The following is a 15068-nucleotide window of genomic DNA, read 5'->3' as shown; positions in this document are numbered from 1 at the left end:
CGCCCGCCCAGCCCTCGCCCCCGCCCCCGGCTCCGCCCGCGACCCCGGCCCCGACCCCGCCTCCGGGCGGCGGGTGCCAGGCGGTGGTGTCGATGCCGGCGGCGGTGTAGTCGTCGCCGAGGACGAACTCCTCGGCGAGGATCGCCGCCGTTGACGGCGCTCCGGACGTGGCGGTGATCACGTAGTAGTCCACCCGGTCGATGATCCTCGGCGCCCGGTCACGCCCGCAAGACCGTCCCGTGCGGCGGCTCGCCGGTGAGCCGCCGCATGGGTCCCGCCCGTTCTGGGCAGGTAGGCCATCTGGCATCGAAACCCCTACACGTCAGGCACGGGAGGCATCGGCGATGCGGAACGGCCGGACCAGTACGACCTACACCGGCACCCTCACGGCGGCACTGCTCCTGATCGCCGGATGCACGGCGGGCGGCGGCTCGCAGGCACCGGACGGGCGGCGGCCACCGGCGGCCAAGCTGTCGATCACTCCCGCCGACGGCGCCGAGCGGGTCCCGCCGGACACCGGGGTCAGCGTCAAGGTCACGCGCGGCGAGGTCGCCGCGCTGACCGTGGCCGACGCCAAGGGCCGCGAGGTGCGCGGCTCCGTGGGCGCTGACGGCACGTGGCGTCCCCGGTGGTCGTTGCGGCCTTCGACCCGGTACACGGTCAACGCACGGGCCACGGGCACCGACGGCAGGCCGGTCACCGGCACGACCACGTTCACCACTCTGAAGCCGGAGCGGGTGCTGAAGAGCGGCATGTCGCCCCTGGACGGCGAGACGGTGGGGGTCGGGATGCCCGTGCAGTTGCTGCTGTCCCGGCCGGTGAGGGGCAGCAAGCACCGGGCCGCGGTCGAGCGGTCGCTGGAGGTGCGGATGTCCCAGCCCGTCGAGGGGGCGTGGAGCTGGGTGAGCGACCGTGAGGTGCAGTTCAGGCCGCGCGAGTACTGGCCGGTGGGGGAGCAGGTGACGGTGGTGGCGCATCTGGCGGGCGTACGGGCAGGGGACGGCCTGTGGGGCTCCAAGGACCGCCGGCTGACGTTCACCGTCGGGCCCGAGCACATCACCAAGGTCAGCGCGGGGGCGCACAAGGCGGTGGTGCGGAAGAACGGCGACGTCGTCAAGACCATGCCGGTCAGCCTGGGCAAGCCGGGCGACGACAGCTACTCGGGCGTCATGATCGCCCAGGAGAAGGCGCCGGAGATCGTCATGGACTCGGCCACCGTCGGCAAACCGGGCGAATACCGCATCCGTACGAAGTGGAACGTACGCATGACCTACAGCGGCACGTTCTTCCACGCCGCGCCCTGGTCGACCGGCGAGCAGGGCAGCCGCAACGTCAGCCACGGCTGCGTGAACGCGAGCCCGGAGAACGCGCGCTGGTTCTACGAGTTCACCCAGCGGGGCGACATCATCGAGGTCACCGGCACCTCCAGGAAGCTGCGCTTCGGCAACGGGCCGACGCCGTGGGCGAAGTCGTGGGAGGACTGGCTGGCCGGCAGCGCCCTCGGCACCCCGGTCAACGGCTGACGTCCGCTGATGGGGTGATCTAGGACGGGCAGGAGGGAATGCCGGGGACGGGGTGTTCGGCCCTGATGTGCGCCTGCGAGATGTAGCCCCAGCCGCGGTTCGCCCACGACTCGTCGGCCACGGTGCGGTACCAGTGGCCGTCGTCCGCCTCGACCACGCACAGGAAGATGTCGGGGCCCTCGCGGTTCAGTCGTCCCACCTTCGTGGTGGCCGCGCCCGGTCCGGCGTGCACCGTGCCTCCCGCGTTGTGGCAGGCGAAGCCTTTCTCCCAGGTGACCCCGAGGTCAGGGTCGTCGGGCACCTTGATGTAGGTGCGGGGGTCGTCCCGCCGGCACGCGGGCGGCGTGCCGGGGGACACGGGCGCGAGGACGAGGCAGCCGGTCACGATGACGGCGGCCAGCGACGCGGCCGCCACCCGCAGCGGCCCGCGCACCCACCGCGACGGCCCGGCCAGCAGCAGGCCGGCGTGCACGGCCAGCACCGCCGCGAGCGCGCCCCACATCCACGGGTTGCGCAGGTTGCTGGTGGCGAGGTTGCCCGCCACCCCGGTCGCGGCCGGGAAGAGCACGCTCAGGGCGACCTTGAACGTCCGGCCCTGCTGGGACGGGTCCGGCTCCGCGCCGTGCACGTGGTCCCACGCCTCGCGCCACAGCGCCTGCTCCTGGGCGATCTCCTCCTCGGAGCGGCCTTGTGCGAGCAGGCAGGCGCGCACGATCTGCTCGGAGGTGCTTCGGTCGGGGACGCCCGTGCGCTCCTCGCCCAGCACGTCGCCGATCGCGTGCGCGGTGAGGCCGGGCACCGTCGCGGCGAGCCCGGCGTCGTCGGGAGCCCCGGCCCAGGCCCGCAGCGCCCGCAGGCCGGCGACGTAGCCGTCCCAGGTCATGGCCGCGTCGGGCCGGGGAGGGAAGACAAGCGCGCCGTCCTGTGCCACTGGTCACCGCCATCGAAGCGTACGATCCGCAGTCACGCAGCGTACCTGTTCGGCTGCGCAGAGGCGTGGCGTTTTCGGGTGGTGTTCGCCCTGCGATGTCGTGGCGTCCGATCTCGGGCGGACAATCCCCCACACTTGACGAGATAGGGGACAATTCATCCGATGACATTTTTGCCCCTCGTCTGATGGAGCTAGGAGCAGGCATGCGGATCGTACGGTTCACCAGCCCTCTGACCGGCGCGGACGCGGTCGGGATCGACGACGGTGAACAGGTGGTGGAACTGCCCGGGATCACCACCGTCGGCGAGCTGCTCCGGCACCCGTCCACCGGCATCCGGGAGTTGTGCGGCGGCGCCGACGGCCCCCGTCACGCCGCGGCGGACGTACGGCTATTGCCTCCGGTGGACGGGCGGATGGAGGTGTGGGCCGCCGGCGTGACCTACCGGCGCTCCCGCGAAGCCAGGGTCGTCGAGAGCGAGCGGGCCGCCGACGTGTACGAACTGGTCTACGACGCGGAAAGACCCGAGCTCTTCTTCAAGTCCGCCGCCTGGAAGGTCTCCGGGCACGGCGGGCGCATCGCGGCGCGCGACGACTCGGAGATCGACGTGCCGGAGCCCGAGCTCGGCCTGGTGCTCAACGCCGCAGGGGAGATCGCCGGCTACACGGTGGTCGACGACGTGAGCTCGCGCACCATCGAAGGCGTCAACCCGCTCTACCTGCCGCAGGCCAAGATCTATCTGGGCGCGTGCGCGGTGGGCCCGGGGATCAGGCCCGCGTGGGAGGTCGCCGACCCGTACGCGCTGGACATCACGCTCACCATCGCCAGGGGCGGCGAGACGGTGTGGGACGGCAAGGCGAACACCTCACAGCTCAACCGGCGCCTCGACGACCTGGCCTCCTACCTGTACCGCGCCGACGTCTTCCCCGACGGCGCGGTGCTGGCCACCGGCACCTGCCTCGTCCCCGACCTGCCGTTCACGCTCCAGGACGGCGACACGGTGAGCATCACCATCTCCGACGTCGGCACGCTGACGACCGGCGTGGTCAGGGGCCTGGACGCCATGCGCTGACGTCCACGTACGCCGCCCCGCCCGGCGACGGGGCGGCGTGGGTTCACCCCGCGGTGCCCTCCTTCTCGAACGAGCTCAGCGTGGGGTCGTAGTCGAGGGCGCCGATGTCGTACATCGGGGTCATCCAGTGGTAGAAGTTGTCGCCGCGCTCGCGCAGCAGGTCGTACAGGCGGCGCATCATGCGGCGGCGGACCGGGGCCAGCTCCTGGTGGGTGTAGCGGTTGCTCAGCTCGTGCGGGTCGGCGTGCAGGTCGTACAGCTCGTTGACCGACTCCGGGTTGACGATCAGCTTGTAGCGGTCGTCGCGGATCATCCGCTGCGGGTAGGGGAAGTGGTGGCCGTGGAACTCGGCGAGCAGCTCGCCCGGCCACTCCGGACGCTCGCCGCGGACGATCGGCGCCAGGCTGCGGCTGTCCACGGCCGGCTTGGTGTCGCACCCGGCCAGCTCCAGGAGCGTCGCCGTGCAGTCGGTGAGCGTCACGAACTCGTTCCTGACCTGCGGCTGCTCGCCGGGAATGCGGACGATGCCGGGGATGCGGTAGATGTCCTCGTACATCGCGGGGCCCTTGTCGTGCAGCCGGTGCGCGCCCGTGAACTCGCCGTGGTCGGCCGTGAAGAACACCGAGGTCCGGTCGGTGAGCCCCAGCTCGTCCATCCGGTCGAGGATGCGGCCGATCTGCTCGTCGATCAGCGTGACGTAACCCCAGTAGACCGCGATCAGCTTGCGGGTGACCTCGATCGGGATCGTGTCGAACGTCCAGTGCGCACTGTAGTTGCGCTGCACCGGCGGCTTGCCCTCGAACGTCTCCGCGATCGACGGCGGCAGCTCCACCAGGCCCGGGTCGTACATGTCGAAGTACTCGTCCGGCAGCAGGTACGGCAGGTGCGGCCCGAAGAAGTGCGTGGCCAGGAAGAACGGCCGCCCGTCGGCGGCGTAACGCTCCATGTGCTCGATCGCCCGGGTCGCCAGGTAGTGCTCGAACGTCGCCTCCACCGGCTGGTGCAGCCGCGCCGCCAGCAGGTTGCCCTGGTTGCCGTTGGGCGTGGTGCCCCGGATCAGGTCCGAGATCCGGTACGGCGGCAACCCCCGCTCCTCCAGGTAGGCCCGGTAGTCGGGATGGTCGACCGGGTTGTGCCAGCCCGGCAGGTCGGGCCCGTCGAAGCCGTAGGAGGCGGCGTTCCGGCTCGTGCCGCCGTGCCACTTGCCGATCAGCCCGAGCTGGTAGCCGCGCTCCCGCAGCGCCTCCGGGAAGGTGAAGGCGTCCTCCCGCAGGTCCTCCAGGTAGCCGACGTTGCGCTCGTAGTTGGCCAGCAGCCGGTGCCGGAACGGCGCCTGCCCGGTGAGCAGGCTCGCCCGCGCCGGCGTGCAGATGGCCGTCGGCGTGTAGAACCGGTCGAAGCGCGTGCCGGTCGCGGCCAGCCTGTCCAGGTTCGGTGTGGCCACGTGCGGGTTGCCGTAACAGCCCAGGGTGTCGACGCGATGCTGGTCGGTCATCAGGAACAGCAGGTTCACTTGGTGTAGGCCTCCGTGTAGAGGTCGCCGGTGTAGTAGGTCGCCGGATCCGGGCGGGACTTGAGCTGGCCGGTGCTGACGAAGAAGTCGCCCAGGCTGTTCAGCCACTTGGCGACCGTGCCGTCCTTGGTCTTGGCGACCAGGTCGGCGGTGCTCATGACCTGGACGTTCGCCGCGTCGGCCGTGACCTTTGCCTCGTCGAGCTTGAGCAGCGCGGCCGCCTCGGTCACCGACTCCTCGGGATGCGCGGCCCGCCAGTCGTTGGCCTCCTGCAGCACCTTGATCACCTTGCGGGTGAGCTCCTGGTCCACGCCGGTGCCGCCGACGAACGCGGTCGGGAACGAACTGTCCGGGAACTCCTTGGTGCTGGCCAGCTCCACGGTGCCCGGCACCTTCTGCTTGATCGTGTCGATCAGCGGGTACCAGATGCCGGCGCCGTCGATCTGCCCGGCCGAGAACGCCGAGACGACCGTGGCCGGGTCCATGGGGATCTTCTGGACGTCCTTGGCGGTCATGCCGGCCTTGCGCAGCGCCAGGTTGAGCACCATGTCGCCGGACGTGCCCTCGGGCACGCCGACCTTCTTGCCCTTGAGATCCTGCATGGTCCTGACGCCGGGCCGTCCGATGACGCGGTCGGCGTACGCGAGCGTGTTGACCGCCACGACCTTGGCCTTGCCGGTGGCGGGCAGCCACATGGCTCCCGGGCCGATGTAGCCGAAGTCGAGGTCGCCGGCGCCGAGCGCCTGGATCTGCAGCGGCCCGTTGGTGAAGACCTTGATGTCGGGGGTCAGGCCCTGTTTGTCCCACAGGCCCTGCTTGTCGGCGATGGCGAGCAGGCTCGCGCCGTTGTAGTCGCTGATGTAGCCGAACCTGACCGTGGAGCCGTCGTCGGAGCACGCGGTCACGGAGAGTGTCAGCAGGCTCACCGCCGAGGCGGCCGTCAGGGCGCGGCGAAGGGAACGCATGGCGGATCAGTCCTTTCCTGGTGTGACGGCGGGGGCCGGAGGAGTCAGGCCGGGGCCTGGTGGTAGACGGCGTGCCAGACCTGGTTACGGATTTGTCCGAATTCGGGCGAGAGCCGCATCTCCTCCGTCCTGGGGTACGGCAGCTCCACGTCGATGACCTGCTGGATGCGGCCCGGCCTGGCGGCCATGACGATGACCCGGCGGGCCAGGTAGACGGCCTCGTCCACGTCGTGGGTGATGAACATGACCGTGCGCTGCTCCTGGCTCCAGGTGTCCAGCAACTGGTCCTGCAGTTGCACCCTGGTCAGCGCGTCGAGCGCGCCGAACGGCTCGTCCATGAGCAGCACCTGCGGGTTGACCGCGTACGCGCGGGCGATCGCGCAGCGCTGCTTCATGCCGCCGGACAACGTCTTGGGCAGCGCGTCGGCGAAGTCGGACAAGCCGACCAGCTCGATCGCCCGCTCGGCCCGCCGCCGTCGTTCCCCGGCGGGCAGGTCGGTCAGCTTCAGCCCGAACTCGACGTTCTTGCGCACCGTCAGCCACGGGAACAGCGCGTACTGCTGGAAGATCACCCCCCGGTCGGGTCCGGGGCCTGCGACCGGCACGCCGTCCACGAGCACCTCGCCAGAGGTCGGCTCGACGAGCCCGGCGGCCATGCTCATCAGCGTGCTCTTGCCGCAGCCCGACGGGCCCACGACCGTGACGAACTCGCGGTCGGCGATGTCCAGCGACACCCGGTCGAGCGCGGTGAACGTGCCGTCCTTGACCGGGTACGTCTTGATCACGTCGGTGAAGGAGATCTTGGTGGTCATCGGCGCTCCTGCCAGCCGGTGAGGCGCCGCTCGGCGAGCAGCAGCAGCCGGTCCATCAGCAGGCCCAGCAGGCCGATCGCGATCAGCCCCACGAAGATGGTGGACAGGTCGTAGTAGAGCTGGGCCTGCTGCATGCGGAAGCCGAGGCCCTCCTGGGCCGCGATCAGCTCGGCGGCGACCAGCGTGCCCCAGGCCGAGCCCAGCCCGACCCGCATCCCGACCAGGATGAACGGCGTGGACGCCGGCACCACGACCTTGAGGAAGATGGTCCGGTCGGAGGCGCCGAGCACGCGGGCCGCGTTGATCAGCGTCCTGTCCACGTCCACCACGCCCTGGAACGTCGCCACGACACTGGACAGGAACGACGCCAGGAAGATCACGAAAACCTTCGGCACCTCGCCGATGCCCATGAGCACGATCGCCAGCGGAATGATCGCCAGCGGCGGGATGGTGCGGAAGAACTGCACGTACGGCTCCAGCAGGCCGCGCGCGGTGGCGTACCAGCCCATAAGGAAGCCGATCGGGACGGCCAGCAGGGTGCCGAGCAGGCAGCCCAGCAGCACCCTGCGCAGGCTGGCGAGGGCGTCGTCCAGCAGCGTGCCGTCGGCGATCAGCTCGCCCGCCTTGGCCGCCACCTGCAGGGGGCCGGGCAGGCCCTGCACGCCGATCGACGCCAGCAGCGTCCAGACGGCCAGGCCGAGGACGACCGCGGTCAGGTTGAGCGCGGTGGCGCGCCGGGGGCGTCTGGGGCCGCGCCGCGCGGCCGGGGCCGGCGACTTGCCCAGCGCCGTGAGCTCCGTCACGAGCCCACCTCCGGCGTGTGGTGAGGTGTCATCGGGGCTCCTCCGGGAGATCCGGGCCGGCCGGATAACGAGAAAGCAGTGGAGATTCGTGCAGCACCAGGGCGATGCCGCCGAGGGCGCCGGCGACCTCGCCGAGGGTGGCGCGGCGCAGGCTCACCCGGTGCCGGGAGACGGGCATGACGTGGGCGCGCAGGGCCCGTTCGATCGGGCCGGTCAGCGCCGTCCCGGTCTCCGCCAGCTCGCCGCCGACCACGATCACGCTGGGGCCGATCGCGTTGCACAGGGCGGCGAGCACGCCGCCGACGCGGGCGCCCACGCGGTCCAGCACGGCCAGCGCCGCCGCGTCGCCCTCCCCGGCCGCCTTGGCCAGCTCGGGCACGCCCGCCGCGTGCACGGCGGGCCCTCGTGCCGCGCGGTAGGCGTCGAGGACGGCCCTGATCGAGGCGACGGTCTCCAGGCAGCCGGCGCCGCCGCAGTCGCAGCGGGCGCCGTCCTGGTCGACCGTGATGTGGCCGAACTCGCCGGACAGGCCGTACGCGCCGCGGTGCAGCGACCCGCCGACCACCAGCCCGCCGCCGACGCCGTGGGACAACCGCAGGTACAGCACGTCGCGTACGCCGGCCGCGGCGCCCCAGATCGCCTCGCCCAGCGCGGCGAGCCTGGTGTTGTTGTCCAGCAGCACGGGTACGCCGAACCGCTCGCGCAGCAGCACCTGCGCCGGGTGCGCACCGTCCGTCCCCTGCCCGGAGCCGTCGCCGGAACCGTCGCCTGGGTCGTCGCCGGAGTCACCGCCGGAGTCACCGCCGGAGTCACCGCCGGAGTCACCGCCGGAGTCACCGCCGGAGTCACCGCCGGGGTCGCCGCCGGAGTCACCGCCGGGGTCGCCGACCGGGCCGACCACGCCGACGCCGATCGCGTTGAGCGCTCCCAGGTTGAGGGTGCCGCCGGTGAGGGAGCCGACGAGGCGGCCGGCCAGCTCGACCCGCTGCTCCCACGGCAGGTCCGCGTCGTGCGGTTCGCTGGCCGAGCCGATGATCTCGTGCGCCAGGTTGACGGCCGCGACGTGCAGCCCGCGACGGGCGAAGTCGATGCCGATGGCCTGGCCGGCCTCCGGGTTGAGAGTCAGGGTCTCGGCCGGCCTGCCGCGCCCGCGCGGAGCCTCGGGCCGGCTCGCGGTGACGACCGCGCCGGCGGCCACGAGCTCGGCGAGGATGTCGTACAGGGTGGTGCGGGACAGCCCGCAGCGCCTGCCCAGCTCGCCGCGGCTGAGCGGGCCGTGCTTGCGCAGCAGCCCGAGCACGAGCTCCTCGTGCCCGCGCCGGAGCTGTGACAGGGGGCCACCGGGTTGTGACATACGGCAGAGTCTGCCTATCCACCGTCTTTTTCGTCAATAACCCGGAAAAATCATATTCGGCCTTCGGTCACCCTCCTGAGCTGCGAAAACGCAGGAGCGAGAGAGTTCGAGGGTGAACTGTAACGTTCACGTAACGGCCACGGGCGCTGCGTGAACGCGACGGGCGGCGGCCGCCGGAGGAGGCTCCCGGCGCCCGCCGTCGCGCCGGCGGGCGGCCGTCACGAATCGCTCAGCCACACGTCCGCGAGCCGCTTGCCCTGGTAGATCGGGCTGTCGTACAGGTCGCGCACCCGCTCGTTGTAGATCGAGTAGTCGAACTTCTGGATCGGGTAGTAGACCTGGCGGATCACCGTTTCCATCCGGATCTGCATCTGCTTGTAGATCTCGTCGCGCTTGCCGTCGTCGAGCTCGGTGCGTGAGCGGTCGAGCAGCTCGTACAGCTCCTTGTCGTCGATCTGGGTGTAGTTCTCCAGCGAGTCGGGCTCGAAGTCCCGCCACACCTGGTCGGGCAGGTGCACGCCGCGCAGCGCCTTGGCGACCGCGAAGTCGTGGTTGCGCCGCCGGTCGATGCCCGTGCTCGGGTCGACCATCTCCAGCTCCATCTTGATGCCGACCTTGGCCAGGTCGTCCTGCATCCACTGCGCCTCGCGCACGTCCTCGTCGTCCACGCGCTGCACCATGAGCTTGGTGCTGAAGCCATTGGGCAGCCCGGCCTGCGCGAGCAGCTTCTTGGCGTTCTGCGGACTGTACGGCCTGAGCTTCAGCACCTCCTCCTTGCTCAGCGCGGCGGTCGAGATGTCCGGTCTGACCAGGGAGGTCAGGTTGTAGCGGCCCCGGATGTTCTGGCCCATGCCGTCCCAGTCGATGGCCTCCATGAAGGCCTGCCGGACCTTCGGGTCGTCGAACGGCTCCCTCTCGGGGTTGATGAAGACGCTGACCGGGGCGCCCGGGGTCTCGTTGACGGTGAAGCCCTTGCCGTCGAGGCTTTTGGCCACGTTCACGTCGCTGGTGGTGCCGACGTCGAGGCGCCCGCTGCGCAGCGCGGCGGTGACGGCGGCGATGTCACTCATGATCGGGCGCCGGATCTCGTCCAGGTACGGTTTGCCCTCGATGTAGTAGTCGGGGTTCTTCTTGAACACCCACTCGACGTTCGGCGTGTGCTTGTCCAGCATGAAGGGGCCGGTGCCGATCGCCTGCTTCTGCATGTCGAACTCGCCCTCGAGACCCTCCCTGGGCAAGATCATGTTGAAGTGGTAGGCGAGGTAGTCCAGCAGCGGGCTGTAGGCGTGCGTCAGCTTGAACACCACGGTGTGGTCGTCCGGCGCCTCGATGCTCTCGACCGGTTCGATCATCCATTTGTGCACCTCGGTCGTCTTCTGCAGCGCCTCGAAGGTGGCCACCACGTCGTCGGAGGTGAAGGGGCGTCCGTTGACCGGGGGGAGGTTGTGCCAGCGGACGTCCTCGCGCAGCTTGAAGGTGTACGTCCTGCCGTCCTTGGAGATCTTCCACGACTCGGCCAGGTCGGGCACGATCTCCAGCGACGTGACGTCCGGCCCGGTCTTGTACTCCACCAGCTTCTCGTAGACGGTGCCCGAGATGAGGCCCATCGTGGACGGGTCGCTGGTGGTCATCGGGTTGAGGCCCTCGTCGATCTCCGTGGGGAGCTGCAGCACGAGGGAGCCGCCGGGCCTGGGGCCGCCGGCCGGGGCGGCGTTGCCGCTGTCCTCGCCCTCGTCACCGCCGCCACCGCCGCAGGCGGACAGGAGCAGGGCCGCGGTGAGTGCCGCCGCGCCCAGTCGCGTATGGCGCATCACGCCGGCCTCCCGGGAGAGGCGGTCGTCGCGCGGGCCGGTGGGAGGTCCGCCCCGCCGCCAGCTTCACCGGCAGCCCCGCCGGCAGCCTCACTGGCCGGGGCGTAGCGTCCTTTCCGTGCGTGTTCCATGTTCCTGCCTCCACTTGATCAGCGCGCCTCAGCGCGGTGGCTCCGAGGGACGGGGGGCTCCACCGGCCGCCTCTCCGGTGGCATCGTTCTGCTCGGCGGCCCGCGCCAGGCTCGGGGCCAGCCGTGACACCATGCGGCGCCCCCACCAGAGCCCGGTGACCCGGTCGGTGGCCGACCGGTGCAGGCGGGGGTCGAGATGGTCGCGCAGGGCGTCGCCGAGCAGGTTGAAGCTGAACACGGCGATCGACAGGGCGACGGAGGGCACGATGATCAGCCAGGGGGCGCGTTCCACGTAGCGCACCCCTTCGGAGAGCATCAGGCCCCATGACGGGGTGGGCGGCGGCGCGCCGATGCCGAGGAAGCTCAGCGCCGACTCCGCGATGATCACGCCGGCGAAGATGAGGCTGCCCAGGGTCAGCACCGAGGCCAGCATGTTGGGCAGCACGTGCAGGGCGAGGATGCGCGGCGCGCGTGCTCCGGTCGCACGCGCGGCCTCGACGTACGGCTCCTGGCGCACCCGCAACGTCTCGGCGCGGGCGATGCGGTTGAACGACGGGGTGATCACCACGGTCAGCGCGATGATCGTGTTGCGCACCGACGGGCCCAGGATCACCGCGATGAACAGCAGCAGCACGATCCCGGGGACAGCCTGCACCGCGTCCATCACCCGCTGCACCACCATGTCCGGCACCCGGCCGAAATAGCCGGAGATCACGCCGATCATGGTGCCGAGCACCAGGCTGACGCCGGTGGTCGTGACACCGACGACCAACGACGTCCGTGCGCCGTGGATCGTCCGGCTCAGCACGTCGCGGCCCAGGTCGTCGGTGCCGAACAGGTAGGTTCCCGAGGGCGGCTCCAGGATGTCCCTGCGGAACTGCTCCAGCGGATCGTACGGCGAGATCCACGGCGCGAGCAGCGCCACCAGCACGAAGAAGCAGATCAGCAGCAGCGCGGCGGCGCCCAGCGGCTGCGAGCGCATGAAGACGCGCAGCGCCTTCAGCCCACGCCGGAGCGCGGCTCCGCGAGGCGGGCGGGGCGCCGGAGGAGCCGGGCGCGTCCCGGTCAACGTCCGCTTCCCGGTCACGACAGCGCCTTCCCGGTCCTGATCCGCGGATCGACCAGCGCGTACAGCAGGTCGATCAGGATGATCGTGATGACGAACAGGGCCGCGTAGAAGATCGTGCAGGCCACCACCACCGGATAGTCCCGGTCGAGCACCGCCTGGTAGATGAGCTGTCCGGTGCCCGGGAGCCCGAACATGCGCTCGATGATCACCGTTCCGCCGAGCACGGTGGCCAGTTCCAGGCCGAGCAGCGTCAGCACCGCGATCGTCGAGTTGCGCAGCGAGTGCTTGAACACCACGGTGCGCTCCCGCACACCCTTGGCGCGCACGGTGCGGATGTAGTCGGAGCCCAGCGACTCCAGCATCGACGAGCGGGTCAGCCGGGCGACCGCGGCCATCCCCCCGGTCCCCAGGGCGAAGACCGGGATCGCCATCTGCTGGGCCCAGCTGGTGAAGTCCTCGGTCGGCTGGGCGTACACCAGCGGCGGGGACCAGGCGAACCAGAGCGCGAACGCGGTCAGCAGCAGCAGGGCGATGACGAAGTTCGGCACCGACAGGAACGCCACCGCGAACACCCGCAGCGCGCTGTCGGTGACCGAGCCGCGGGTGACGGCGGCGACGATCCCGACCGTGAGGCCGAGCGCCGTGCCGACCAGCATCGCCAGCAGACCGAGCTGCACGGTCACCGGAACCCGCGCCAGGAACAGGTCGACGACCGGTTCCTTGTTGTAGAAGGAGGTGCCGAGGTCTCCCTGGACGGCGCCGGCGAGCCACTCCCACAACTGCACCCACACCGGGTCGTCCAGGCCGAACTCGCCGCGCAGCGCGTCGGCCGCCTCCTTGCTCACGCCGGTGTCCTGAAGCTGCAGGCTCACCGCGTCGCCGGGCACCAGCCGCATGATCACGAAGACGAAGACCGTGACCAGGCACATGACCACCACGCCGTACCCCAGCCGGCGCAGCGTGTAGCCGATCATCGTGCGCTCGCCTCCCGCCCGGCGTCGAACAGGTGACAGGCCACGGCCCTGCCGTCCGCGGCGCCGTGCAGGGCGGGCGCCTCCACCCGGCACCGCTCCATCGCCTTCGGACAGCGCGGATGGAACCGGCACCCGGGCGGAGGACTGCTCGGGCTGGCGGGCTCGCCGCGCGGCACCGACCGTCGCGCCCGCCCGCCTGCTCGCCCACCTGCTGGCCCACCTGTTCGCTCACTGGCCCGCTCGGGGGCGAACTCGGGCAGCGCGGAGACCAGCATCTCGGTGTACGGGTGCCGCGGGTCGGCGAACAACGTGTCACCGTCGCCGCGCTCCACGATCTGCCCGAGGTACATGACGCAGACCTCGTCGGCCATGTACCGCACCACGTTGAGGTCGTGCGCGATGAACAGGTAGGACAGCCCGAGCTCGGACTGCAGCCGTTTGAGCAGGTTCAGCACCTGGGCCTGCACCGAGACGTCCAGCGCCGAGACGGCCTCGTCGCACACGATGAGGTCGGGCTCGGTGGCCAGCGCCCGCGCGATGCCGATGCGCTGCGCCTGCCCGCCGGAGAACTGGTGGGAGAACCTGTACAGGTCGGCCGAGCGCAGCCCGACCCGCTCCAGCAGTTCCACCACGCGGTCCACCCGGGCGGAGCCCTTGGCGATGCGGTGCACGGCGAGCGGCTCCCCGACCGCGTCCAGCACCCGCATGCGCGGGTTCAGCGAGCCGAGCGGGTCCTGGAAGACGATCTGCATGCGGCGCCGCAGCGCCTGCAACTGGCCGCGCGAGGCGCGCAGCAGGTCGACGCCGTCGAAGGTCACCTGCCCCGAGGTCGGATCGAGCAGGCGCAGGGCCAGCCGGGCCACCGTCGACTTGCCCGAGCCCGACTCGCCCACCAGCCCCACCGTGCGGCCGCGCGGGATCCGCAGCGAGACGCCGTCGACCGCCCGCACCACCGTGCCCCGCGACCGGAACCGCTTGACCAGGTCACGCGCCTCGAACAGCGGAGCCTCCGGCGTGGGCGCGTCAGGCGACATGGTGCACCTCGCCGGCCGTCGCGCGCGACGGTTGCAGCGAGCCCTCGTGCAGCCAGCACCGGCTGGCCCGGCCCGGCTCCAGCTCGTACAGCGGGGGTTCCGCCCGCGAGCAGCGCTCCAGCACCGACGGGCAGCGCGGATGGAAGCGGCAGCCGGACGGCGCCTCCGCCGGCGTCGGCACGCTTCCCGCGATGGCCGGCATGGGCTGGTCGCGTGGGGTGGCCGGCGTCGGGATCGAGTCGATCAGAGCCCGCGTGTACGGGTTGCGCGGCGAACGCAGCACCTCCGCCACCGGGCCCTGCTCCACCACCCGCCCGGCGTACATCACCACGACGCGGTCGGCCATCTCCGCGACCACCGCCATATCGTGCGTGATGAGCAGCAGCGCCGTGCCGTGCTCGCGCTGCATCGTCCGCAGCAGCTCCAGGATCTGCGCCTCGACGGTCACGTCCAGCGCCGTGGTGGGCTCGTCGGCGATGAGCAGCGCCGGCTCACCCGTCAGGGCGATCGCCACCATGACCCGCTGCTGCTGCCCGCCGGACAACTCATGCGGATAGGCACGTACGCGCCGCTCCGGGTCCGGCAGCCCGACCTCCCGCAACAATTCCACGGCGCGTGCCCTGGCGGCCCTGCGCGACACGGGCCGGTGTGCCCGCAACGCCTCGACGAGCTGGTCGCCGACCGTGAACAGCGGGTCCAGCGAGCTCATCGGGTTCTGGAAGATCATGGCCAGCTCGGAGCCGCGCAGCTGCCGCAGCCGCTCGGGCCCGGCTCCCACGAGCTCCTCGTCCCGCAGCAGCACCGAGCCCGCCGAGATGTTGCCCGAGCCGAGCAGCCCCAGCAGCGCGAGCGACGACACGCTCTTGCCGGAACCCGACTCACCGACCACCGCGACCGTCTCGCCGGCCGAGACCGTGAACGACACGCCGGCGACGGCGTTCACCGGTCCGGTGGGAGTGGGAAAACGGACATAGAGATCATTCACTTCGAGCAGCGGTGGGGACGGCACCGTCGTCGCTCCTTCGTCTTCGGAAAGTTGCCGGGGAGGGCGGCCCGCGTGGTCAGAAAGGGTCCGGCG

The 15068-nt window shown here is 71.0% G+C and carries 14 protein-coding genes; 2 read left to right on the top strand and 12 right to left on the bottom strand.

Going from position 1 to position 15068, the window contains the following annotated elements:
• The coding region (locus E1295_RS29555; protein WP_220448953.1) for a hypothetical protein at nt 1-193 on the bottom strand (193 nt) is incomplete at its 3' end.
• A gap of 151 nt (nt 194-344) precedes the next feature.
• Here E1295_RS29555 and E1295_RS29550 point away from each other — a divergent pair.
• Entirely contained in the window at nt 345-1523 is a 1179-nt protein-coding gene (locus E1295_RS29550; RefSeq protein WP_132634879.1) for a L,D-transpeptidase, read from the top strand.
• Nucleotides 1524-1542: 19 nt separating this feature from the next.
• Here the strand turns inward: E1295_RS29550 and E1295_RS29545 are convergent, their stop codons facing one another.
• On the bottom strand, nt 1543-2454 hold the full coding sequence (locus E1295_RS29545) for a hypothetical protein (protein ID WP_132634876.1): 912 nt from the start codon (nt 2452-2454) through the stop codon (nt 1543-1545).
• Between the two features lie 203 nt (nt 2455-2657).
• Between E1295_RS29545 and E1295_RS29540 the strand changes: the two genes are divergently transcribed.
• Nucleotides 2658-3524, top strand: coding sequence for a fumarylacetoacetate hydrolase family protein (locus E1295_RS29540; protein WP_132634873.1), 867 nt, complete (start codon nt 2658-2660; stop codon nt 3522-3524).
• 43 nt (nt 3525-3567) lie between these two features.
• Here E1295_RS29540 and E1295_RS29535 read toward each other — a convergent pair whose 3' ends face one another.
• From E1295_RS29535 to E1295_RS49055, 10 genes are all read right to left on the bottom strand, one after another.
• Entirely contained in the window at nt 3568-5037 is a 1470-nt protein-coding gene (locus E1295_RS29535; RefSeq protein ID WP_132634870.1) for a sulfatase family protein, read from the bottom strand.
• On the bottom strand, nt 5034-6002 hold the full coding sequence (locus E1295_RS29530; RefSeq protein ID WP_132634867.1) for an aliphatic sulfonate ABC transporter substrate-binding protein: 969 nt from the start codon (nt 6000-6002) through the stop codon (nt 5034-5036). Before E1295_RS29530 ends, E1295_RS29535 begins: the two co-directional genes overlap by 4 nt.
• A 44-nt stretch (nt 6003-6046) precedes the next feature.
• Nucleotides 6047-6814 carry an ABC transporter ATP-binding protein gene (locus tag E1295_RS29525; protein ID WP_132634864.1) on the bottom strand — a complete coding sequence of 256 codons (768 nt, stop codon included), beginning with the start codon at nt 6812-6814 and terminating at the stop codon, nt 6047-6049.
• The gene (locus E1295_RS29520) at nt 6811-7617 is read right to left on the bottom strand and encodes an ABC transporter permease (RefSeq protein WP_132634861.1); all 807 of its coding nucleotides are present in this window, start codon (nt 7615-7617) and stop codon (nt 6811-6813) included. Before E1295_RS29520 ends, E1295_RS29525 begins: the two co-directional genes overlap by 4 nt.
• 28 nt (nt 7618-7645) lie before the next feature.
• The gene (locus E1295_RS29515) at nt 7646-8971 is read right to left on the bottom strand and encodes an ROK family transcriptional regulator (RefSeq protein WP_132634858.1); all 1326 of its coding nucleotides are present in this window, start codon (nt 8969-8971) and stop codon (nt 7646-7648) included.
• 218 nt (nt 8972-9189) lie between these two features.
• Complete coding sequence (locus E1295_RS29510; protein ID WP_132634855.1) at nt 9190-10782, bottom strand: ABC transporter substrate-binding protein; 1593 nt, start codon at nt 10780-10782, stop codon at nt 9190-9192.
• 159 nt (nt 10783-10941) lie between these two features.
• The gene (locus E1295_RS29505) at nt 10942-12000 is read right to left on the bottom strand and encodes an ABC transporter permease (RefSeq protein WP_220448952.1); all 1059 of its coding nucleotides are present in this window, start codon (nt 11998-12000) and stop codon (nt 10942-10944) included.
• A complete protein-coding gene (locus E1295_RS29500) occupies nt 11997-12956 on the bottom strand; it encodes an ABC transporter permease (RefSeq protein WP_132634853.1) in 960 nt (319 codons plus the stop codon). Before E1295_RS29500 ends, E1295_RS29505 begins: the two co-directional genes overlap by 4 nt.
• Nucleotides 12953-13990 (bottom strand): ABC transporter ATP-binding protein, encoded by a 1038-nt coding sequence (locus E1295_RS49060; RefSeq protein WP_166427462.1) that lies wholly within the window; start codon nt 13988-13990, stop codon nt 12953-12955. The genes E1295_RS29500 and E1295_RS49060 overlap by 4 nt, the downstream gene beginning before the upstream one ends.
• Entirely contained in the window at nt 13980-14999 is a 1020-nt protein-coding gene (locus E1295_RS49055; protein ID WP_166427461.1) for an ABC transporter ATP-binding protein, read from the bottom strand. Before E1295_RS49055 ends, E1295_RS49060 begins: the two co-directional genes overlap by 11 nt.
• Nucleotides 15000-15068: the final 69 nt, after the last annotated feature.

The organism is Nonomuraea mesophila (assembly GCF_004352805.1).
Lineage (GTDB): Bacteria > Actinomycetota > Actinomycetes > Streptosporangiales > Streptosporangiaceae > Nonomuraea > Nonomuraea longispora.
This window is presented reverse-complemented; position numbering and strand designations above follow the sequence as displayed.

Bases quoted from the DNA above. Each gene is read 5' to 3' on its own strand.
- E1295_RS29550 (WP_132634879.1), top strand. From the start codon at position 345: ATGCGGAACGGCCGGACCAGTACGACCTACACCGGCACCCTCACGGCG.
- E1295_RS29540 (WP_132634873.1), top strand. From the start codon at position 2,658: ATGCGGATCGTACGGTTCACCAGCCCTCTGACCGGCGCGGACGCGGTC.
- E1295_RS29530 (WP_132634867.1), bottom strand. From the start codon at position 6,002: ATGCGTTCCCTTCGCCGCGCCCTGACGGCCGCCTCGGCGGTGAGCCTG.
- E1295_RS29525 (WP_132634864.1), bottom strand. From the start codon at position 6,814: ATGACCACCAAGATCTCCTTCACCGACGTGATCAAGACGTACCCGGTC.
- E1295_RS29515 (WP_132634858.1), bottom strand. From the start codon at position 8,971: ATGTCACAACCCGGTGGCCCCCTGTCACAGCTCCGGCGCGGGCACGAG.
- E1295_RS29510 (WP_132634855.1), bottom strand. From the start codon at position 10,782: ATGCGCCATACGCGACTGGGCGCGGCGGCACTCACCGCGGCCCTGCTC.
- E1295_RS29500 (WP_132634853.1), bottom strand. From the start codon at position 12,956: ATGATCGGCTACACGCTGCGCCGGCTGGGGTACGGCGTGGTGGTCATG.
- E1295_RS49060 (WP_166427462.1), bottom strand. From the start codon at position 13,990: ATGTCGCCTGACGCGCCCACGCCGGAGGCTCCGCTGTTCGAGGCGCGT.